This window comes from Klebsiella aerogenes KCTC 2190 (assembly GCF_000215745.1).
Classification (GTDB): Bacteria; Pseudomonadota; Gammaproteobacteria; order Enterobacterales; family Enterobacteriaceae; genus Klebsiella; species Klebsiella aerogenes.
Genome location: NC_015663.1, coordinates 2,807,491 through 2,829,202, shown reverse-complemented (window position 1 = coordinate 2,829,202; position 21,712 = coordinate 2,807,491). Strand labels below are relative to the sequence as shown.

The following is a 21,712-nucleotide window of genomic DNA, read 5'->3' as shown; positions in this document are numbered from 1 at the left end:
TCAATTAGGCTGAAAAGAAATAGATTTCCAAAAAATCAGTAACCATACAAAAACAATGGGATACATGACCATTTGGCATCATTCCTATTGCCTTCAGACCACAAAACACACATGGTTTTTAATGTTCTTAAAAAGCACTTTTAATTGCTTTGTCGTTGATGTTGATTACTATTTCTCCATCCATCAGTGGGAAATAAAAAAACGATATGTTTATTAAATAATTAGACTAAAAGGAAAATATCGTGAACGAATCACTGGATTTGAAAGTATTGCGAGTTATTCATTTTCTGGTGACTAACGGGAGTGTGACCAGAACAGCTGAGTTGTTAAATGTCTCCCCTGGAGCCGTGAGCTATATGCTCAATAAAGCGCGACATTTTACCGGTTCAGCACTGTTTTCCAGATCGGGCAATGGGATGGTGCCTGACAATGTTGCCAGGGAACTTAGCCTTCGCTATCAAAACATCAAACGAGAACTCTCCGAGATCTCTGGTACGAAAAAGCTTGAAAACCGAATGGTCACCATTAGTACCTATTCGTTATTCGAATTTATGATTTCCATGAGAATCTCCGATAAGCAAAACTTCCCGGGGATGTTTCATTTCTCTCCCCCAGAAATGGATTGCGAAACACGCCTTCGCCGCTTAAGAAGTAAAGAGGTAGATATTGATATCGGCACTGGCTTACAGCAAGACCGAAGCATAGTGCAAGTTTCATTATTTAAATGTAAGTTGAACATTCTTATGAGGAGGGATAATAAAAAAGCCAATAGCAACTTCACCCTAAAAGACTGGCAGGAAAGCCATCACGTAAGATGGTCAAGGAGAATGAATTTTACCTGCAATGACTATAAACATGCTAACAGGTTCCATGAGTTGATGGAGGAGCGGAATATCTCCATGATTTCAAGCGACTCATTAAATATGGTAATGCTGTGTGCCTTTACAGATCACATTATGTTAATGCCTGAAGTGCTGTCGAGAAACCTGGAGAATTATCTACCGCTGAAGTCCATTATCCCACCTCCAGAGTTGCAAATGAATTTTGAGTGTTTTCTTCATTATCATCGCTCGTTATCAGGTGATAATGCACTTCAGATGATTTTGGATAAACTGCATCAAATTACAACGGTGGAAAACGTCACTCCATAACATTCTTATCAAACTTATTATATAGAAGGGATATCATTATGGTAAAAAATCGTACAGCTGAAAACCTTGAGAAAAAAGGGTTATGGCGTAGAGCCGCTACTTGCTGGCTATCGATTATGGACCATTGTCACACCGCAGAAGAACAGGATTGGGTAAGAAGACGGAGAAACTACTGCCTGGCACATATTAAACGTACCAAACATTCATCCGGTCTTGACCCCGCCAAAGTACACCGTTCAGTATCAACTATGATAAACAATATCCCTTAGCAGCCAAATCCATGAACGCAACTAAATCTATATAAAACATAAAATTACAATAGAAAATTTATTTTTAGTGTAGTTAAACCACACTATTATACTATTTTTGATAAAATGCGAGATTATTTTAAATCGATAATCTCCATGCATAATTTAGATATTAAATCATTGAGAGTGATACATACACTGGTTAATTGCGGTAGCGTCACGCGTTCTGCAGAGTTACTTAATGTCACCCCCGGTGCAATTAGCTATTACATAAACAAAGCCAGAAAATCGACCAACACTGCACTGTTCTTTAAAACAAAGAATGGGATGATGCCAGATAATATAGCCAGGGAACTTTCAAAACGATATTTAAGTATCGTTAATAATAGCTCTTTTAGCAGTAAAGCGATTAATCTCTCCAGTAGAGACATCACACTCAGCTCTTACGCAATCCTTGAATTGTTAATAGGTATCTCCTTTAATCATCGCTCTGAATCCAGAAAAATTAATTTTACCCCTTTGCCTACCGATGACTCCGAGCGCCTGCAAAGGCTGAGAAATAAAGAGGTCGACATTGATATTGGCACCCGACTTACGCCTGATAATAATATCATTCAATCAAGACTATTTTCTTGCGGGGTTAAAATAGTTGCAAACAAGCAATATCCTCTGTCAAATGACCAATTTAGTCTTAGCGATTGGGAAAAAGCAACCCATATCATATGGGGTCGAGGCATGCATCTTTTTCATGATGATTTTGAACACGTGAATCTGTTCCATAAACACATGAATTTAAGAAACATTGTCTGCAAAGCCAGTAACTCGATCAATATGATACTGATGGCAGCATATAGCCAACATGTTGTACTAATGCCTGAAGTGATCGCTAACCAACTGCTTGGCAAAATTCCAATTAAACTTTTCACCCCACCGCCGGAGTTACAAATGATTTATGAGTGTTTCATCCATTATCACAAATCATATGCGGAAGAAAAAATCATTTCAGATATGTTGCAATCACTTTGCGCTATTTTTTAAAAGAAAAAACCACCAGTAACCTGGTGGTTAAAAAGGAAAAAAGATATGGCACCATGATATCATAAGACATATCGAAACAAGGGAAGAATGCCAATCAGTTTGCTGAAAAACATATATTGGCCTACAAAGTTAATTGTACTTAAAACCGTTAAGACTGCAATAAAAAATACAAAATCAGGTTTTCAAAAAAACAAATGCTATTGCAACACCATCAACGTAAAAAAAGCACTACCGTCCTGGCCGTGCTTTTAACTACTTTTCTTTTAAGCAACTAAAAGATAAGCAACAACGCTTATCTTTTATAATTCTATTATATTTTAAGAATGATTCAACATTGTTTTTTTAAAGAGTACTTTTAAATTAAAAACACATTTTCTTCATACTTTATCGTCGCCAAAAAATGTTATTGAAAACACGCTTTAGAAAAGCAATCGCCCCCTGTGAATGTTCTCAGGGGGCAATGAAGTTATGAACGAATGAAAGCCAGCAGATCGGCGTTAATCACATCCGCATGTGACGTGTGCATACCATGCGGTAAGCCCGGATAAATTTTCAGCTCGCTATTCGCTAAGAGTTTATCCTGCAAAATGGCGGCATTCTTATAAGGAACAACCTGGTCGTCGTCGCCCTGCATCACCAGCACCGGCACCGTAATCGCTTTCAGATCGTCGGTCTGATCGGTTTCAGAGAAGGCCTTAATCCCTTCATAATGGGCTTTCGCGCTACCGGTCATCCCCTGACGCCACCAGTTTTGAATGGTACCTTGCGAAACCTCTGCGCCATCTCGGTTAAAACCATAGAACGGGCCACTGGCAACATCGAGATAGAACTGTGAGCGATTAGCAGCAAGCGCCTTGCGGAAACCGTCAAATACTTCGATGGGCGTACCGCCGGGGTTATTGTCGGTTTTCACCATTAACGGCGGTACGGAACTGATTAATACTGCTTTGGCTACACGACCCTGCGGTTGACCATATTTAGCCACATAGCGCGCGACCTGGCCGCCGCCGGTTGAATGACCAACATGAACAGCGTTATGTAAATCCAGACTTTCCACTACCGCGGAAGCATCGGCCGCATAGTGGTCCATATCGTGACCTTCACTTACCTGATCGGAGCGCCCATGCCCGCGGCGATCGATGGCGATGACGCGAAAACCCTGTGCGAGGAAAAACAGCATCTGGTTATCCCAGTCATCAGCGCTTAACGGCCAGCCATGGTGGAACACGATTGGCTGAGCTTCTTTCGGCCCCCAGTCTTTAAAATAAATATTAACGCTATCTTTAGTTGTTACGAATGCCATATCACGAACTCCTCTATTGAAAATATGACAACTTCTCATTAACATTCAATTGGTTACATTCAGCGCTGATATGATGTTTTTCCCTTACTTGCGAAAAACCTCAATGGCAACGGCGCCACAAAGTGTAGAAGATGATGGCTCATTTAGCTCATCCCTCAGCAATTTAATATCATCGCAGAAACTAAAATACGCTTTGTACCGTTTAGCGTTAGTGCATATTACCTATTGATAAAATACAACTTTTCGATACCTTTTATTTTATAGATAAATATCAAACAGTTATGACCAGAAGGAATAATTAAAATATTTATTCCTTATACTCAGGCTTTACTATAAATTCCTCTCAAATACATTTCTTCAGATTATTCCCTGAGAAAAAAGAATAAACCAAATGCCCCGCGCGCTCATTTTTAAACCACTGCGTTTACGCCTTACTTACCTTATCCACGTAGAATGTTTGCTGTTAATTGTGAGCCAGGCAACGTCCTGAGCGATGCCCTTCCTCCAATGCTGTACAAACCGCAGAAAACCGCCATACTCAGGCACAAAACCTGTGATTTTCAAGGGGTAAAATTTGCCTATAGCAATCCCGGATAGCAAAACGAATAAGAAAGGAATGACTGCGATGCACTACAAATTGGTTAAGCAACTCAAAGATGATAATACATTAAGAAAAAGCTTTATTGATTTAGCCATCAAAACGTTCGATCTATCCTTTGACGCCTGGTATCAGCAAGGGTACTGGAGCGAATCCTATATCCCTTACGCTTTCGTTGATAAGAATAAAGTTATCGCCAACGCCTCCGCGAATATTATTGATCTGGTCTGGCAAGGCCAACCCCGACGCTATATTCAAATAGGTACGGTAATGACCAACATTGATTACCGTAATAAAGGGCTTGCCGGACAGTTGATACAACATATTCTTGATGACTGGCGTGACAAAGCGGATGCTTTTTTCCTGTTTGCCAACTCCACCACCGTCGACTTCTACCCCAAATTTGGCTTTACGCGGACCGACGAATATCAATATGTTGCGCCCGTTTCGCCGACTCCCGGCGACTTCCGTAAACTGGATATGGATAGTGCGCAGGATATTGCCCTGCTTAAGCACTACTACCAGAAATCCAACCCCTTTTCACAGCTACGAGTGGAGAATAACTTCGGTCTGCTGATGTTTTACTGTTCGGCGTTTATGAAGCATTTCGTGTACTACTCGGAGAAAAACCAGGTCGTCGCCATTGCGATGCAAAGCGCCCATGAGCTGATCTGCTTTGATATTTTTTGCGATGCCGGACAATCCATGGCGACCATTATCAATGAACTCGCCCAGCCGCAATCGCAGCAGGCGGTGCTTGGTTTCACGCCGAAGGAAGCGCGCCTTGGCGAGTACGAAAAAATAGACGGCGACGATATGTTGTTTATCTATTCCAACAAAGAGAACATTTTCCACGACAACAAATTGATGTTCCCGCTGCTGGCGCACGCCTGATGCCAGGCCGCAGGCTATCTCTTTAGCCTGCGGCTGGTCGGCGTTGTTTCTTCCTGGAAAACCAAATAAACAGTACAATTGATTGTTGTTTTTTTGTTAAATCCAGGAGAAGCGCCACTTGCCCCTTTTTGACCTGCAGGATCTCTACGCCTTTTTAGCCCTCAGCGAGCACGGCAGCTTTCGCTATGCCGCCGAGGCGATTTGCATTTCGCAATCGGCGTTAAGCAGGCGAATTGAAAAGCTGGAAACCGCTTTAGGGGTGAGATTGTTTGAAAGAACCACTCGCCGGGTGACCCTCACGCAAACCGGCAGAGCTTTCGCCCCAAAGGCGCAGCATCTGCTTTCCGAATTCGAAGATGCCCTGGACGGTATTAGCGACCGCGCCGCCTTCGGCAACGGGCTGGTGACGGTTGCCTGTGTCCCCTCAGCCGCCAACTATTTTATGCCGCAGGTTATCAGCCAATTCCGTCTGCGTTTTCCCAAAGCGCGGATCAAGGTCATTGATACCAGCGCCGGAAATGTTTATAGCGCCGTGCAGAATCACCAGGCGGATTTCGGCCTGAGTTTTCTCTCCGAAATCGCGTCCGAGGTGGTATTTACGCCGCTGGTCCATGAACGCTACCTGGCGGTCTGCCGACGAGACGATCCGCTGGCGCAGCGTAACAGCCTCAGCTGGCAAGAATTTTTTAACCACGATTACATCTGGCTTGATAAGATCTCCGGCAATCGCCACCTACTGGACGGCGCCCTGAGCGACGTAGGGCCACGACGCACTGCAGTTTGTGAAACCCGCCACGTGACGACCATGCTGGGTATGGTTGATGCCGGCCTCGGTATTGCGGCCATCCCGGCGATGGCGCTGCCGGCTTATGCACACCACGCGTTAGCCAGTATTCCGCTAGTGGAACCAGAGGTGAAAAGGCAGGTGGGGCTGATAAAAAAAGCGGGCAGAGCATTACCTCCTCTGGCCGCCGAACTCGAAAAAGCCATTACTGATTTTTACCATCCCACCGCATAATTAGCCCTCTTCAGGTAATTCACAGGCGTTGGAGGGTAAAGGATCCATGCCTGTGCGACGGATTTCCGCCTGCGCCGGGACTGAAGCCAGATAGCACAGCAACTGCTTCGCCTGCGACTGCGCGGATGAATCGGCAACTATGGCGCCCGCGAAGCGGGTAACGTATTGCACTTCATCCGGCAGACGGCCAACGAACGTCACGCCGCTGACCGGCAACAGTTCGCTAACCTGCTGAAACCCTATCGCGTAGTCCCCTTTTGCCACCAGCGAAGCAACGGGGATTTTTTCGATCATTTTTGCTTTGGGGCTCGCCTGCGCGGCAATATCCAGTTTGCTGAACAGCTCCTTTTCAACATAGCGCCCACTGGCGCTATCCGAATAGGCGATGGATTTCGCCTGCAGCAATGTTTGTTTCAACGCGGCGACGCTGCTGATATCCGGTACCGGGGCCCCCTTTGGCACGACGGCGCCAATACGTGAGTCCGCCAGTTCAATACGCGACCCCGGCATCACTTTGCCCTGCTTCTGCAAATCATCCAGGGCGTATCCCACCATAATCACCACATCCGCCTTTTGCCCTGCCGCCAGGCGGTTCGGTATCGCCTCCGTGGATTTCCCCATCGAGGGACCATGAATGATATGTAAGGTATTGCCGCTTTTTTGCTGATAGTCGGGCGCCAGTTTATCCAACGCCGCGGAGAAGCCGCCGGAAATCATCACCGTGATCTCCTGCGCGACGGCAACATGCGCATAGCCGCAGGTGAATACCACTAACGAGAAAACCCATGATTTACGTTGCATATTCACCTCTTAACCCAAAGAATTTTGCGTTTTCAATGCCTGCCGGGAAACGCGTTGATAGAGATACAGCGTCGCTAATAGCGCGCAGATTGCCGCAAAACTCATCCAGTAGCCGGGCGCCGCCTTATCCCCGGTAACTTTAATTAACGCGGTGGACATCGCCGGCGTGAAACCGCCAAACAGCGCGGTAGCCAGGCTGTAAGCCAGAGAAAAACCAGCAACCCTGACCGACTTAGGCATAATTTCCGTCAGCGCCGGGATCATCGCGCCGTTATAGATGCCGTAAATGAAGGAGAGCCACAGCAGCACGGACAACATCATGGCGAAGTCCGGCATGCGGGCCAGCAGCGATAACGCAGGCCAACTGGTGAAAATGGCCAGCAGCGTCATGCTGACCAATACCGGTTTACGACCAAACCTATCGGAAAGCATACCGCCGATAGGCAGCCAGATGAAATTAGAGATCGCCACCAACAGCGTGACCAGCAGGCTATCCGAGGCGCTTAATAACAGCACGTTTTTGCCAAAGGTTGGCGCGTAGACCGTGATCAAATAGAACGCGGTAGTGGTCATCGCCACCATTAACATCCCCGCAATCACCACCCGCCAGTTTGCCAGCAGAATAGTCAGCGATTGTCCCAGGGTCGGATGTTCCTTACGCTCCGTATACTCCGCGGTTTCATTCAGGTTGCGGCGTAAAAAGAAGATAAAAGGCACGATCAGGCAGCCAATCGCGAACGGAATACGCCATCCCCACTGATGAAGACTCGACTCACTGAGCAGCATATTGAGCAGATAGCCCAGTGAAGCGGCCACCATAATGGACACCTGCTGACTGGCGGATTGCCAGCTGGTATAAAACCCTTTACGCCCCGGCGTCGCCATTTCAGCGAGGTAAACCGAGACGCCGCCCAGTTCCGCACCGGCAGAAAAGCCCTGCAACAGTCGGCCGCACAGCACCAGCGCCGGCGCCCACAAACCGATAGTCTGATAACCTGGCACCAGCACGATCAGGATGGTCCCCATCGCCATAATCGACAGCGTGCCGATTAAACCTTTACGTCTGCCAACCTTGTCAATCCAGGCGCCTAACACCACCGCGCCAACGGGCCGCATCAAGAACCCGGCGCCGAAAACGGCGAAGGTCATCATTAATGAGGCGAATTCATTTTCGGAAGGAAAAAAGTATGGGCGATATAGGTGGCGTAAAAACCAAATAAAAAGAAGTCAAACTGCTCAAGAAAATTCCCTGAGGTCACCTGCAGGATCACTTTGGCCCTGGCGCGAAACACTGAAGTAGCGGCAGTTGCGGACATCACACTCTCCCTGATTAACTGAATGGTTAACTCTCATTAACATTTAGGTAACCGTAAGAGTGCGGTAAGTTGTAGCCAGGAATAAGCGCATTTTGCGCATCTATTGATGCGTCTGACACATTAATAAAGCCTGCAAGTGAAGCGACGTCAACAATGACGGGGCGATGGGTTCCCCCTTCCGCCCCGCCTCTAAACACTGATAGTGTGAACTCCGCTGCATTTCCATCCCCGGCAATCCGGGCTTGAGCGGGCGTTTAACGTATATCGCGCACGGCAACGTGATCCATGTCGTCAAAGACCTGGTTCTCGCCAACCATCCCCCAGATGAAGGTATAAGCGCGGGTACCCACCCCTGAGTGAATCGACCAGCTTGGCGAAATCACCGCCTGCTCGTTATGCATCACAATATGACGGGTCTCCTGCGGCTGCCCCATCATGTGGAACACGCAGGCGTCCTCATCCATGTTGAAATAGAAATAGACCTCCATCCGCCGCTCATGGGTATGGCAAGGCATGGTGTTCCACAGGTTACCCGGCGCCAGTTCGGTCAGGCCCATGCTGAGCTGACAGGTTTCCAGTACATCCGGCACGAAATATTTATTGATGGTGCGGCGGTTGCTGGTCAGGTTGTCACCCAGCGTCACCGGCGCTACATCGGCAGGGGTGACTTTCTTCGTTGGATAAGTGGTATGCGCCGGGGCGCAGTTGTAGTAAAACTTCGCCGGTTTTGCATGGTCGACGCTGGTAAACACCACCTCTTTCGCCCCCTTACCGACGTACAGCGCCTCACGGTGGCCGATTTCATAGCATTGGCCATCAACGGTAATACAACCCGGGCCGCCGATATTAATCACCCCTAACTCACGGCGTTCGAGGAAATAGCTTACCCCAAGCTGTTTACCGACTTCGCCACCCACCGACACCCCGCGCTGCACCGGCATAACGCCGCCAACAATAATGCGGTCAATATGGCTGTACACCATGGTGTATTCATCAGCCACAAACACTCGTTCAACTAAAAACTCATTACGCAGCCCCTGGGTATCCAGAGTTTTCGCATGCGCGCTGTGGATACTTTGTCTTACGTCCACGTTAGCCTCCAGGCAGATTCTTGAATGACAAAGCCCTCCTGCGGAGGGCGAGAATAGATTAGTGATTCGCCGATGGTGCCACGCTGGCGCCAGGCGCTTTCACCACCTGCGCATTGCCAAAACGTTTGGCGTACAGGGCGGTAATAATCGGCACTAAAATCGCGGTGACGATGACGCTTGCCGCGACCAGTGCCGTCGCCGAAGCGGCCACCGGTTCAAAGGCCGGATTAATCTGCGCGATGATCACCGGGTTCGCGACCGCCGCGCCCGCTGCGGAAGAGGCCGCGACGCCAGCTGTCCCGTTACCGCCGCCGATAACCCTGTCAGCAATAATCAACGGAATGCCGGTAATGATGATGACCGCCACGCCAAGCACAATCCCCAGCAGTCCGGTATCCAGAATCACGCTCAGGTTGATGGTGTTGCCTAGCGCAAAGCCAAAGAACGGAATCAGCACCGGGGTGGCTTTGCTAAAGAAGGCGCGGAAGTCGTGGTCGAGGTTACCTAAGGCAAAGCCCACCAGGAATGGCAGCACCGCGCCGATAAAATGGTGAGGCTCGAAGGAAGCCAGACCGGCGGAGCCAAGGATAACCATCGTCATCAGCGGCCCGGACTCCAGCGACATCAATACAAACGCGCCGGACTCTTCTTTACTGCCGTACTGATTCATCAGGCTGGCGTACAGGCCACCGTTGGTCATATCCATTGCCGAGACAATTGCCAACACCGACAGTCCGGCAAAGAAACCGGTCTGGACGCCGTTTTCCGGAATGACCATCGCGGCAATAAAAGCGACGATCCAGGCGACGGCAATTTTGGTGATCACTAACGTGCCGGATTTACGTAATACGGTACCGGTGGCGCGCAAATCGATCGATGCGCCGATACAGAAAAACCACACCGCCAGGATCGGTACCGTGCCGCCAATCATGCCTTTGGTGAATGAACCAAAGTAATTACCGGTATCCGGCGCCAGGGTATTAAGCACCGCGCCAAGCAGCAATGGAACCAGCATCATGCCGCCAGGGATACGTTCAATGGTTGCTTTGATCTTCATTTTTTATCCTCATCTCCACCCCACCTGAACGGCAAGGATGTGACTTATTCTTTCAATATTGTTTGAAAAAATTCTTACTGTTCATTGGATTACGAACAGATGAGAAAAGTCAGGAGTCTCAGGGTTGTGCGCACCACACTGATACCATGCCGTTATCATTGATCATGTGAAATGATGATTCAATGAAAACAAAACGGTGTTTTAGTTACCTTCATCACATATCAAAAAGAAATCAAAGGATCGGTTTTGATTACATAGAATGGCTCTTGAAGGAGGGCGTAAGAAAGAGCGAAAATTTTGATGTTTTTTAGAAAAATGTAAATAAAATGTTCACATTTAAAATATTAGTGAAAAATAACGTTATAATACTCTAAATAAAAACAATAAAGTTTAGTCTGTAGGCGAAGGTCCATCCCTACTTGCTGGATGATTTACTGATACTGCAATCTGTATGTTGTAAAAATTTGAAGATGTAGCCATATGTCCCAGATGGCCTCTTCGCTCACATAACAGAAAGTTTTAGGGCGCGCTTCACAGCATGCATAAGACTATCGACGAACATATTGAATTATTGGTGGCAGATGGCGAAGTTGTGCCTTATCATGGGAACCAACAATAGTATTGAATTGAAACATTAAGGTATGAATTAGTGAAAGAAAGAATAATTTATATGGATGTAGCTAGAGCATTTGCAATATTGATAGCTTATTTAGGCCACATATTAGCCTATCAAATTCCAGGTACCGTACCCACCAACATAATACTTTCATATTCACCCACGGCGTCGATGTCGTTGTTAGCTTTTATTAGTGCCATACTGGTTACGCCTAAAAACCACATCATTACTAATACAATGATGACCAAAAGAATATTGAGAATATATCTGCCAATGTTGTTATGCCTTGTGATCACATTTACATTTAGCAGAGTAAACTCGCCTTGGGGGTATGACCCTGTACATGTTTTATTTCATGCTCTCGGATTAAGCCTTTTCTTTGATTTATTTTCCGTCCCCAATAATGCTGGCATAGGGTACGGTTTATGGTTTGTAACTACAATAGTGATAATGTATTTAACACTCCCGATACAAATAAAGCTATTTCATCATAGAAACGGATTATTACACCTGGTGATTATCTTTATATTTTGCTTTTTAATGAAAGTGTATTTAAAGAATGATTCATCACCATGGTCTGTTATTACAGGGTTCTCTTTTGGAGTTTATTTATCAGTGAAGAACAGAATTGACTCAGCAACACAAATTAGTTTACCAATTACAGTAACATTACTACTAATGATAACAATCGCAAGTTATATATCCATTGTAAAAAATATTACATGGATTATTCCTTTGCTTACACCTGTATACCCACTTGTAATGCTCTCGTTCTTTCGCAGAATATGTAAATTTACACCGTCATTTATTTTAAAAGCAATGTGTTTTTTTAGTCTAATCAGTTATGAATTTTACATACTACAATTCAGCTTTATAAACACGCAACTAACAAAACTAATTAAAACTGATGGGTTAATATCTCATGTAACCATTTCATTTAGCATTTTGATTTTTTTATCATACGTAACAAATAAAGTCGCAGAAGTTATGATAAAGAAATCCAATGCCTATATTGGAAGTTAACCTTAGGACCATGCGCGATTAATTTACCCTTTCAATACATCAGATATTAATAATTTAATGGTGGGAAGGCGAGGTAATTCACCATCCTACCATCGCTATTTATTACTCTAACCTATCATACGTATGACTCTCGGGGAAAAAGATGTATCCACCTACAGGACAACTTTAAGTTAACGATTCATTCTTTCAGCCTGTCTTTCTCTTGCTCGCTGATGATACCTAACTTCAACTCCGTAAAAAAACAACACATTTTGATACTCATCACGCCCAATAAGATTTATTTTTAAATATATTTAATTTTACTTAAAATGACGAAACTGGATAAATAATGGGGGGGTGGATATGCAAATATCCATTTAAGATGATGATTTTTGAAAGGGTATCAAAATATGATAATTATACGAACAATGTTTCTTTTACTCTTAGACTCCCTGATGTCGCTGACACCTATAATATTAAAGGCATATTCGTACCCTTTGAGTTTTATATATAAAATGTAATTAATGAACTTCGCAGACTAAAATCAGATGATGGTAATAATATTATTTTTATTTGTTAATTGGTACTTTCATCATACCTCATCTTACTGCCGATTAGTTTTAGCCAAATTACAACTGAGATCATTACCGTCATTAAACGTGTTGTAGATACAGTTAGCTTCCCTGTCCATTCAACAAGGAGTTTATATAATACAGAAAGCAACAAAACCACTGTTTTTCATTGCCCTGACAACTCTGGGTTTTCAGAGTGCTTATGCATCCAATGGAGGATGCCCAGCGGATGAGAGCGGCCGACCATGAATAAAGCGCCTCCAAAGCAGAAAGGCAGTGTAAAGGTTTATACCGAATCCGAATTGCCTCTGGATAACGAAACTATCAGAGCCTAGGCTTGGCGTTTCCGAGCCCGTTCAATTGCTATTACACCTGCTACAATTATCCCTCTCCATTCACATAATGACAGGCCCGAAACCGTCATGATGAAATATGGAGAGCTAACTATTTATGAAACAGACTATAAGGTCGGATATAAAATGAAGGAGGGTGAAATTTATCAGTCCGGACATGGTAAAACTCACTGGGCTATAAACGAATAAAATCATTACTCCATTATGTATGTCGTCGACTTGGTTAAAAAGGACTCATTCCCTGTCAAAAGTACTAACTAGAAATCACTACCTCAGCACTGAGCAAACATTATGAGGAATAAAGCATGAACAAAATTTCGCTCTTGCTCGTTCTTATGTCGCTTATTTTGGTTATTTTTCAGCAACTATAAACTATGATTCTGATGGAGCACATGAAAAACAGATTAGTCACATCTGTTAAAGTAGAAATGAATATATACTAAAGCAATTAAATGACACAATAGCTACAGAAAAACATGTTCAGATGGTTAAAACTTGCCACGTTACTCTGGTACATTTGATAAAAATAAGAAAGGTAGTAACGCTGTTTACTGGGCTGATGGAAAATTATATATCAGTAACAATGAGATTGCCTTTGAAGGTACTGTTACTCCGGGCCCTGATTATAAATTTTATCTAACAAAAAACAGGCCAACAACCAAGCATCATTTTTAAAAATAAAAAATGAGTCATTATATATTGGCGACCTTAAAAACTTCGGCAACTTTAAGAAGGCTATACCAACTGAATTAACATTAATGAATATCCCCCTGTACTAATATGGTGTGAGCGCTATGGGCAATTCATTAGTTCAGCAGCCTATAAATAATTAACGGCCGAAAACCAAATATACGAAAAACACAACGCCCGTGCATATAACGCACAGATTTTAAGTTTATGTTGGTAACCGGTTGGGCGGAACATCATCAAAGTTGAATGGCAGCAAATCGGCATATAGCGTCGTATTACGTGGGTCATCTCCCCCTGAAGACAACAAATCAAATGGCGCTTAGGCGTAGCAGTTAATGCTACTGTATGTAAGGCTCTGCACAATCAGATAGCTCATTAACTCCTGCAGTAAGAAAATGCGATGTGATGACAACCCGACATGGTACTCAGCATGTAAACGAGCCAGTATTGAAGTCTTTTGCTTTCGTGCCCTGAGGCAGACGTAGGTGATCTGGTTAATTCAGTCTGGCGTTCCGCTTTCTATGCTTCAGGTAATGGGTGGATGGGAAAGTATCGAAATGGTCCGCCGATATGCGCACCGACGCCTTACCATTCAGCGGAACCAGCACGGCAAATTGACTCGATTTTTGAGGAAGCTGTCCCAAATATGACCCACAAAGAAAAATCAGCGATTGGGAGGGAATTGATAAGTGGTTGATTTTAAATGGCACGCCCTACAGGATTCGAACCTGTGACCTACGGCTTAGAAGGCCGTTGCTCTATCCAGCTGAGCTAAGGGCGCACTGAGAAGCAGGAGCTTCGGGAGGTGCAATCGCGTGAAATTATACGGTCAACCTCCGGTGAGTCAATGCATTTTGCCCGGAAAAGACAGCAGCATAGCGAGCTTGTCGATTATTAACGCGATGTCTGGTTAAGGATTGTTCGCCCTTTCCGTTCGCGACTGGCCCTCTACGCCGCCACGGCGCAGATAAATAGCCTGTTTCGCCCTTCTCGCGGCGGAAAACCGATAAAAACGCAAACGATAACTGACAGCGAGGCTGGCTTCTGACAAAATATCCACATCCCCCTTTCGTAAAGTGACAGATGGAATCCTCTCTCTGATGGCAGCAAAAATTATTGACGGTAAAACGATTGCGCAGCAGGTGCGCTCTGAGGTCGCGGAAAAAGTGAAGGCGCGCGTAGCGGCCGGAAAACGCGCCCCCGGGCTCGCCGTTGTGCTGGTCGGCAGCAACCCTGCGTCGCAGATTTATGTCGGCAGCAAACGCAAGGCATGTGAAGAGGTGGGTTTCGTCTCCCGCTCTTACGATCTCCCGGAAACCACCAGCGAAGCCGAGCTGCTGGAACTTATCGACACGCTGAATGCCGATAATACTATCGACGGCATCCTGGTACAGCTGCCGCTGCCTGCCGGTATCGACAACGTTAAAGTCCTCGAGCGCATTGCGCCGGACAAAGACGTCGACGGCTTCCATCCGTATAACGTTGGTCGTCTGTGTCAACGCGCGCCGCGTCTGCGTCCATGTACGCCGCGCGGTATCGTTACCCTGCTTGAGCGCTACAATATCGATACCTATGGCCTCAACGCGGTGGTGATTGGCGCTTCTAACATCGTCGGTCGTCCGATGAGCATGGAGCTGCTGCTGGCGGGCTGTACCACCACCGTCACCCACCGTTTCACCAAAAACCTGCGCCACCACGTTGAAAATGCCGATCTGCTGATTGTCGCAGTCGGTAAACCGGGCTTTATCCCGGGCGAGTGGATTAAAGAAGGCGCCATCGTGGTGGACGTCGGCATTAACCGTCTGGAAAGCGGCAAAGTGGTTGGCGACGTGGTGTTTGAAGACGCGGCGGAACGCGCGTCCTACATTACGCCAGTCCCAGGCGGCGTCGGCCCAATGACCGTAGCCACGCTAATTCAGAATACGCTGCAGGCGTGCGAAGAGTATCACGACATTCAGGAGGCCTAAGATGGCGAATTTTTCTCTGGGCAACAAACACCCGCATGTTGAACTATGTGACCTGCTGAAGCTGGAAGGCTGGAGCGAGAGCGGCGCGCAGGCCAAAATCTTCATCGCCGAAGGGCTGGTGAAAGTCGACGGCGCGGTGGAAACCCGCAAACGCTGTAAAATCGTCGCCGGGCAAACGGTGACCTTTGACGGTCAAAGCATTACTGTGATCGCATGAACAAAAACGCCCGGCTAACCGGGCGTTTTTTTATGGTTTACTTACGGCGCCAGGTGGTACCCTGCGGGCCGTCTTCTAACACAATACCCATCTCGTTAAGACGATCGCGCGCCGCATCCGCCGCCGCCCAGTCTTTCGCTTTACGCGCATCCAGACGCTGTTGAATAAGCCTTTCGATTTCCGCCACTTCGCCATCATCGGCCTGCGCGCCGCTCTGCAGGAAAGCGTCCGGCTCCTGCTCAAGCAGCCCCAGCACCGAAGAGAGCTTACGCATATGGGCCGCCAGCGCGTTCGCGGCCGCCGCGTCTTCCGTTTTCAGGCGGTTCACTTCACGCGCCATATCGAACAGCACCGAGTAGGCTTCCGGGGTATTGAAGTCGTCATCCATCGCTTCAATAAAGCGCGCTTCGAAGGCTTCGCCGCCGGCAGGCTGCGCGGATTTGTCGGTCCCGCGCAGCGCGGTGTACAGACGCTCCAGCGCCGAACGCGCCTGCTTGAGGTTCTCTTCGCTGTAGTTCAGCTGGCTGCGATAGTGGCCGGACATCAGGAAGTAGCGGATGGTTTCGGCATCGTAGTACTTCAGCACGTCGCGGACGGTAAAGAAGTTACCCAGCGATTTCGACATTTTCTCGCGATCGACCATCACCATTCCGGAGTGCATCCAGTAGTTGACGTATTCGCCGTCGTGGGCGCAGGTCGATTGCGCGATTTCGTTTTCGTGATGCGGGAACATCAGATCCGAACCGCCGCCGTGAATATCAAAGTGATTACCCAGCTGTTTGCAGTTCATCGCCGAGCATTCAATGTGCCAGCCTGGACGCCCTTCACCCCACGGTGACGGCCAGCTCGGCTCGCCCTCTTTTGACATCTTCCACAGGACGAAGTCCATTGGGTTACGCTTGACGTCAACCACGTCGACACGAGCGCCCGCCTGCAGCTGGTCGAGATCCTGGCGCGATAGCAGACCGTAGTTAGGGTCGGTCGGCACGTCGAACATCACGTCGCCGTTATCCGCCACATAAGCGTGACCGCGGGCGATCAGCTGCTCGGTGATTTCGATAATTTCAGCGATATGGTGGGTGGCGCGCGGCTCGTTGTCCGGGCGCAGAATGTTCAGAGCGTCAAAATCTGTATGCATTTCGGCGATCATGCGATCGACCAGCGCGACAAAGCTTTCGCCATTTTCATTAGCGCGCTTAATGATTTTATCGTCGATATCGGTAATGTTGCGCACGTACTTCAGCTTGTAACCAAGGAAGCGCAGATAGCGAGCGACAACGTCGAAGGAGACGAAGGTGCGGCCATGGCCGATATGACAGAGATCGTAAACGGTAATTCCACACACGTACATGCCAACTTCCCCGGCATGAATAGGTTTAAATTCTTCTTTTTGGCGCGTCAGTGTATTAAAAATTTTTAACATCGAAGATTCCGTGTAGACGTGTGTGGATATAAGTCGCTTATTCTAACCCTAATTCAAACCGGAAGCAGCACACATTGCAAGGTGCATCGACCCCCGCGGTTATGCTATAACAGCCACCTATGTCATACCCAACCTTGGGTTCAGCACTACAATCATCGGAACAGGATGCAAAAATGGTTACTTTCCACACCAATCATGGCGATATCGTAATCAAAACGTTTGACGACAAAGCGCCGGAAACAGTTAAAAACTTCCTGGACTACTGCCGCGAAGGTTTCTACGACAACACCATTTTCCACCGTGTTATCAACGGCTTCATGATTCAGGGCGGCGGCTTTGAGCCGGGCATGAATCAGAAAGCGACCAAATCTCCGATTCAGAACGAAGCTAACAACGGTCTGAAAAATACCCGTGGTACCCTGGCGATGGCCCGTACTCAGGCCCCGCACTCCGCCACCGCGCAGTTCTTCATCAACGTGGTCGACAACGACTTCCTGAACTTCTCTGGCGAAAGCCTGCAGGGTTGGGGCTACTGCGTCTTTGCCGAAGTGGTTGAAGGTATGGACGTGGTCGACAAAATCAAAGCGGTTGCCACCGGCCGCAGCGGCATGCACCAGGATGTGCCGAAAGAAGACGTTGTCATCAAAAGCGTCACCGTCAGCGAATAATTCGTGGCGACACTTTTTATTGCAGACCTGCATCTGCAAACAGAAGAACCGGCGATCACCGCCGGTTTTCTGCGTTTTTTACAGGGGGAAGCCCGTCAGGCTGACGCCCTGTATATCCTTGGCGATCTGTTCGAGGCGTGGATCGGCGATGACGATCCGAACCCGCTGCATCAGCAAATCGCTTCGGCCATCAAAGCCGTCGTTGACGCCGGCGTTCCCTGCTACTTCATCCACGGCAACCGCGATTTTCTCGTCGGTCAGCGCTTCGCCCGCCAGAGCGGCATGATCCTGCTCGCTGAAGAAGAGCGGCTGGATCTCTATGGCCGTGAAGTGTTGATTATGCATGGCGACACTTTATGTACCGACGACCCCGGTTACCTGGTGTTTCGCGCTAAAGTCCATACCCCGTGGATCCAACGTCTGTTTCTCGCCCTGCCGCTGTTTATCCGCCGCCGCATCGCCGCCAAAATGCGCGCCGATAGCAAAGCCGCCAACAGCAGCAAATCGATGGAAATTATGGATGTGAATCCGCAGGCGGTCGTTGACGCGATGGAGCGGCATCAGGTGCAGTGGCTGATTCACGGCCATACCCATCGCCCGGCCGTCCATGAACTGCTGGCCAACGGTCAGCCCGCGTGGCGCGTGGTCCTCGGCGCGTGGCACAGCGAAGGGTCAATGGTGAAAGTCAGCGCCGACGGCGTCGAACTCATCTATTTCCCGTTTTAATTTCGCCAACGATTTCCCTGTATTTCCGCCGACGCAACCGTTTTCCTTGCCGGGATATCGTGCTATTCTCTGTGGCCTCTAAAGCAGTGTGAAGCACACCCACAGGAGTTTTCAGACGCATGTCTTCCCGCAATAATCCGGCGCGTATCGCCATCGTGATGGGGTCCAAAAGCGACTGGGCTACCATGCAGTTCGCCGCAGAAATCCTTGATACCCTGAACGTTCCGCACCATGTTGAAGTGGTTTCCGCCCACCGTACGCCCGATAAATTGTTTAGCTTCGCCGAAAGCGCCGAAAGCAACGGTTATCAGGTGATCATCGCCGGTGCGGGCGGCGCGGCGCATTTGCCGGGCATGATTGCAGCGAAAACTCTGGTGCCGGTGCTTGGCGTGCCGGTTCAGAGCGCGGCATTAAGCGGCGTTGACAGCCTCTACTCTATCGTTCAAATGCCCCGCGGCATCCCGGTCGGCACGCTGGCCATCGGCAAAGCCGGCGCCGCTAACGCCGCCCTGCTCGCCGCGCAAATTCTCGCCCAGCATGATGCCGAACTGCACCAGCGTCTGAGCGCCTGGCGTCAGGCGCAAACCGATGAGGTGCTGGATAACCCGGACCCGCGAGGTGCGGCATGAAACAGGTTTGCGTCCTCGGTAACGGACAGTTAGGCCGCATGCTGCGTCAGGCCGGTGAACCGCTGGGCATCGCCGTCTGGCCGGTTGGCCTGGAAGCCGACCCGGAAGCGGTGCCATTCCAGCAAAGCGTCATCACCGCTGAAATCGAACGCTGGCCGGAAACAGCCCTGACCCGCGAACTGGCGCGCCATCCGGCTTTCGTCAACCGCGACGTTTTTCCGATCATCGCCGACCGCCTGACCCAGAAACAGTTGTTCGACAAACTTGGCCTCGCCACCGCGCCGTGGCAACTACTGGCGGATAAAAGCGAGTGGCCCGCCGTGTTTGCCCGTCTGGGCGAACTGGCTATCGTCAAGCGCCGCGTCGGCGGCTACGATGGCCGCGGGCAGTGGCGTCTACGCGAGAACGAAACCGCACAACTGCCGGATGATAATTACGGCGAGTGTATCGTCGAGCAGGGGATTAATTTCTCCGGCGAAGTGTCGCTGGTTGGTGCCCGCGGCCGCGACGGCAGCACGGTGTTTTATCCGCTGACCCGCAACCTGCACCAGGACGGCATTCTGCGCGCCAGCGTCGCCTTCCCGCAGGCCAATGCGCGCCAGCAGGCGCAGGCCGAAAGCATGCTGACGGCGATCATGAACGAGCTCGACTACGTGGGCGTGATGGCCATGGAGTGCTTCGTCACCGCCGAGGGACTGCTGATCAACGAACTGGCGCCGCGCGTGCACAACAGCGGCCACTGGACACAGAACGGGGCTTCCATTAGCCAGTTTGAACTGCACCTGCGCGCCATTACCGATTTGCCGCTGCCGCCGCCGGTGGTCAACAGCCCATCGGTGATGATCAACCTGATCGGCAGCGATCTGAACTACGACTGGCTGAAACTGCCGCTGGTACATCTGCACTGGTACGACAAAGAAGTTCGTCCGGGGCGTAAAGTCGGGCACCTGAATCTGACCGACAGCGATACCGATCGCCTGAGCGCCACGCTGGAAGCGCTGAAACCGCTCCTGCCAGCCGAATACGCCAGCGGCGTTTTCTGGGCGCAGTCGCAGCTTAATTAAGCCATTCGTGCCGGGGATTTGATCTATCCCCTTCCCCGGCATGCCCTTCGGCGCGTAGAATCCCCACCTCGCAGTAAGCACATCCCGGTTTTAACTCAAAAGGACGACCCATGGAAAATGGGACACACTATCGCGCCATCCTCAGCGCGGATACGCCGCTTATCGACGTCCGCGCGCCGGTGGAATTTCAGCAAAGCGCGATGCCCGCGGCGATTAACCTGCCGCTGATGAACGATGATGAACGCGCCGCCGTCGGCACCTGTTACAAGCGCCAGGGGCCGGAAGCGGCATTAGCCCTCGGACATAAACTGGTCGATGGCGACCTGCGCGCCAGCCGCCTCAAGGCGTGGCTGTCGGCCTGCGCCCGCTATCCACAGGGCTATCTGTGCTGCGCCCGCGGCGGCCAGCGCTCGCATATCGTGCAGCAGTGGATGCGTGAAGCAGGCGTCGATTATCCGCTGATTGTCGGCGGCTACAAAGCGCTACGCCAGGCGGCAATACAGGCTACCGAGGAGCTGGTACAGCGCCCTATCGTGCTGATTGGCGGCTGCACCGGCAATGGCAAAACCCAGTTGGTTTGCTCGCGCCCGGACGGTATCGATCTTGAAGGTCACGCCCACCACCGCGGTTCGTCATTTGGCCGTACGTTGCAGCAGCAACACCCGCAGGCGACGTTCGAAAACCATCTGGCGGTCTCCCTGCTTAAAAAGGCTGAACAACAAACACGTTGGGTGCTGGAAGATGAAGGCCATATGATTGGCGCGAACCACCTGCCGGAGTGTCTGCGTATCCGCATGGCGCAATCGCCGCTGGCGGTGGTGGAAGATCCGTTTGACGTTCGTCTGGAGCGGTTGCGTGAAGAGTACTTCGATCGTATGCACCGCGACTTTATTGCCGCCTATGGCGAAGAGAAAGGCTGGCAGGAATATAGCGAGTATCTGCATCACGGGCTGTTTGCCATCCGGCGTCGGCTGGGGCTACAGCGCTTTGCTCAGTTAACCGAACTACTCGACGCGGCATTGTTGCAGCAACAGCGTACCGCCAGTACCGAAGCTCACTTCGCCTGGCTGGTCCCGCTGTTAAATGAATACTACGACCCAATGTATCGCTATCAGTTGGGGAAAAAAGCCGGGAAAATTATTTTTCGCGGCAACTGGCAGGAGGTCGCCGCCTGGCTGGCGAAGTAGCTCCCCCAACCAGACGGTTTCCCGGGTAGCGGCTGGCGCCTTACCCGGGCTACTCCCACTGGTGATCTCAAAATCCCCGGTGG

General features: G+C 49.2%; 18 protein-coding genes, 1 tRNA gene and 2 pseudogenes. 14 read left to right on the top strand and 7 right to left on the bottom strand.

Going from position 1 to position 21,712, the window contains the following annotated elements; translation table 11 throughout:
* Positions 1-242: 242 nt before the first annotated feature.
* From EAE_RS13425 to EAE_RS13415, 3 genes are all read left to right on the top strand, one after another.
* Complete coding sequence (locus EAE_RS13425; RefSeq protein WP_015704641.1) at positions 243-1,151, top strand: LysR family transcriptional regulator; 909 nt, start codon at positions 243-245, stop codon at positions 1,149-1,151.
* Between the two features lie 38 nt (positions 1,152-1,189).
* A complete protein-coding gene (locus tag EAE_RS25570; protein ID WP_020079428.1) occupies positions 1,190-1,420 on the top strand; it encodes an ANR family transcriptional regulator in 231 nt (76 codons plus the stop codon).
* Positions 1,421-1,555: 135 nt separating this feature from the next.
* Positions 1,556-2,437 (top strand): LysR family transcriptional regulator, encoded by an 882-nt coding sequence (locus EAE_RS13415; protein ID WP_071609868.1) that lies wholly within the window; start codon positions 1,556-1,558, stop codon positions 2,435-2,437.
* Positions 2,438-2,903: 466 nt separating this feature from the next.
* Here the strand turns inward: EAE_RS13415 and EAE_RS13410 are convergent, their stop codons facing one another.
* The gene (locus EAE_RS13410) at positions 2,904-3,740 is read right to left on the bottom strand and encodes an alpha/beta fold hydrolase (protein ID WP_015704638.1); all 837 of its coding nucleotides are present in this window, start codon (positions 3,738-3,740) and stop codon (positions 2,904-2,906) included.
* A gap of 625 nt (positions 3,741-4,365) precedes the next feature.
* Here EAE_RS13410 and EAE_RS13405 point away from each other — a divergent pair.
* Positions 4,366-5,232 (top strand): GNAT family N-acetyltransferase, encoded by an 867-nt coding sequence (locus tag EAE_RS13405; RefSeq protein ID WP_015704637.1) that lies wholly within the window; start codon positions 4,366-4,368, stop codon positions 5,230-5,232.
* A 118-nt stretch (positions 5,233-5,350) separates the two neighbouring features.
* The gene (locus EAE_RS13400) at positions 5,351-6,250 is read left to right on the top strand and encodes a LysR family transcriptional regulator (protein WP_015704636.1); all 900 of its coding nucleotides are present in this window, start codon (positions 5,351-5,353) and stop codon (positions 6,248-6,250) included.
* On the opposite strand, the gene EAE_RS13395 is transcribed toward EAE_RS13400, so the two are convergent.
* The 4 genes and pseudogenes from EAE_RS13395 to kdgT form a co-directional block, all read right to left on the bottom strand.
* Positions 6,251-7,051 (bottom strand): substrate-binding domain-containing protein, encoded by an 801-nt coding sequence (locus tag EAE_RS13395; RefSeq protein WP_015704635.1) that lies wholly within the window; start codon positions 7,049-7,051, stop codon positions 6,251-6,253.
* Positions 7,052-7,060: 9 nt separating this feature from the next.
* A pseudogene (tcuC, locus tag EAE_RS13390) lies at positions 7,061-8,367 on the bottom strand (tricarballylate/proton symporter TcuC).
* Between the two features lie 254 nt (positions 8,368-8,621).
* Positions 8,622-9,458, bottom strand: coding sequence for a 5-dehydro-4-deoxy-D-glucuronate isomerase (gene kduI / locus EAE_RS13385; RefSeq protein ID WP_015367870.1), 837 nt, complete (start codon positions 9,456-9,458; stop codon positions 8,622-8,624).
* A gap of 58 nt (positions 9,459-9,516) precedes the next feature.
* Positions 9,517-10,515: a 2-keto-3-deoxygluconate transporter gene (kdgT, locus tag EAE_RS13380; protein ID WP_015704632.1), complete on the bottom strand. Its 999-nt coding sequence runs from the start codon at positions 10,513-10,515 to the stop codon at positions 9,517-9,519.
* Positions 10,516-11,185: 670 nt separating this feature from the next.
* On the opposite strand from kdgT, the gene EAE_RS25565 reads away from it, so the two are divergent.
* Complete coding sequence (locus EAE_RS25565) at positions 11,186-12,154, top strand: acyltransferase family protein (RefSeq protein WP_071609867.1); 969 nt, start codon at positions 11,186-11,188, stop codon at positions 12,152-12,154.
* A 1,823-nt stretch (positions 12,155-13,977) separates the two neighbouring features.
* Positions 13,978-14,445, top strand: a pseudogene (locus tag EAE_RS25560) (tyrosine-type recombinase/integrase); the annotation flags it as partial.
* Positions 14,446-14,452: 7 nt separating this feature from the next.
* Here the strand turns inward: EAE_RS25560 and EAE_RS13365 are convergent.
* A tRNA-Arg gene (locus tag EAE_RS13365) sits at positions 14,453-14,529 on the bottom strand.
* 319 nt (positions 14,530-14,848) lie between these two features.
* Between EAE_RS13365 and folD the strand changes: the two genes are divergently transcribed.
* Both folD and ybcJ read left to right on the top strand, forming a co-directional pair.
* The gene (gene folD, locus EAE_RS13360) at positions 14,849-15,715 is read left to right on the top strand and encodes a bifunctional methylenetetrahydrofolate dehydrogenase/methenyltetrahydrofolate cyclohydrolase FolD (protein WP_015367875.1); all 867 of its coding nucleotides are present in this window, start codon (positions 14,849-14,851) and stop codon (positions 15,713-15,715) included.
* A 1-nt stretch (position 15,716) separates the two neighbouring features.
* Positions 15,717-15,932 (top strand): ribosome-associated protein YbcJ, encoded by a 216-nt coding sequence (gene ybcJ / locus EAE_RS13355; protein ID WP_015704631.1) that lies wholly within the window; start codon positions 15,717-15,719, stop codon positions 15,930-15,932.
* Positions 15,933-15,969: 37 nt separating this feature from the next.
* On the opposite strand, the gene cysS is transcribed toward ybcJ, so the two are convergent.
* Entirely contained in the window at positions 15,970-17,355 is a 1,386-nt protein-coding gene (cysS, locus tag EAE_RS13350) for a cysteine--tRNA ligase (protein WP_015704630.1), read from the bottom strand.
* Positions 17,356-17,528: 173 nt separating this feature from the next.
* On the opposite strand from cysS, the gene ppiB reads away from it, so the two are divergent.
* From ppiB to mnmH, 5 genes are all read left to right on the top strand, one after another.
* Entirely contained in the window at positions 17,529-18,023 is a 495-nt protein-coding gene (gene ppiB, locus EAE_RS13345) for a peptidylprolyl isomerase B (protein WP_015367878.1), read from the top strand.
* Between the two features lie 3 nt (positions 18,024-18,026).
* The gene (gene lpxH, locus EAE_RS13340) at positions 18,027-18,749 is read left to right on the top strand and encodes a UDP-2,3-diacylglucosamine diphosphatase (protein ID WP_015704629.1); all 723 of its coding nucleotides are present in this window, start codon (positions 18,027-18,029) and stop codon (positions 18,747-18,749) included.
* Between the two features lie 119 nt (positions 18,750-18,868).
* Complete coding sequence (gene purE / locus EAE_RS13335) at positions 18,869-19,378, top strand: 5-(carboxyamino)imidazole ribonucleotide mutase (protein ID WP_015367880.1); 510 nt, start codon at positions 18,869-18,871, stop codon at positions 19,376-19,378.
* Positions 19,375-20,442, top strand: a complete 1,068-nt coding sequence (purK, locus tag EAE_RS13330) for a 5-(carboxyamino)imidazole ribonucleotide synthase (protein WP_015704628.1) — start codon at positions 19,375-19,377, stop codon at positions 20,440-20,442. The genes purE and purK overlap by 4 nt, the downstream gene beginning before the upstream one ends.
* A 110-nt stretch (positions 20,443-20,552) precedes the next feature.
* Positions 20,553-21,629: a tRNA 2-selenouridine(34) synthase MnmH gene (gene mnmH, locus EAE_RS13325; protein WP_015704627.1), complete on the top strand. Its 1,077-nt coding sequence runs from the start codon at positions 20,553-20,555 to the stop codon at positions 21,627-21,629.
* Positions 21,630-21,712: the final 83 nt, after the last annotated feature.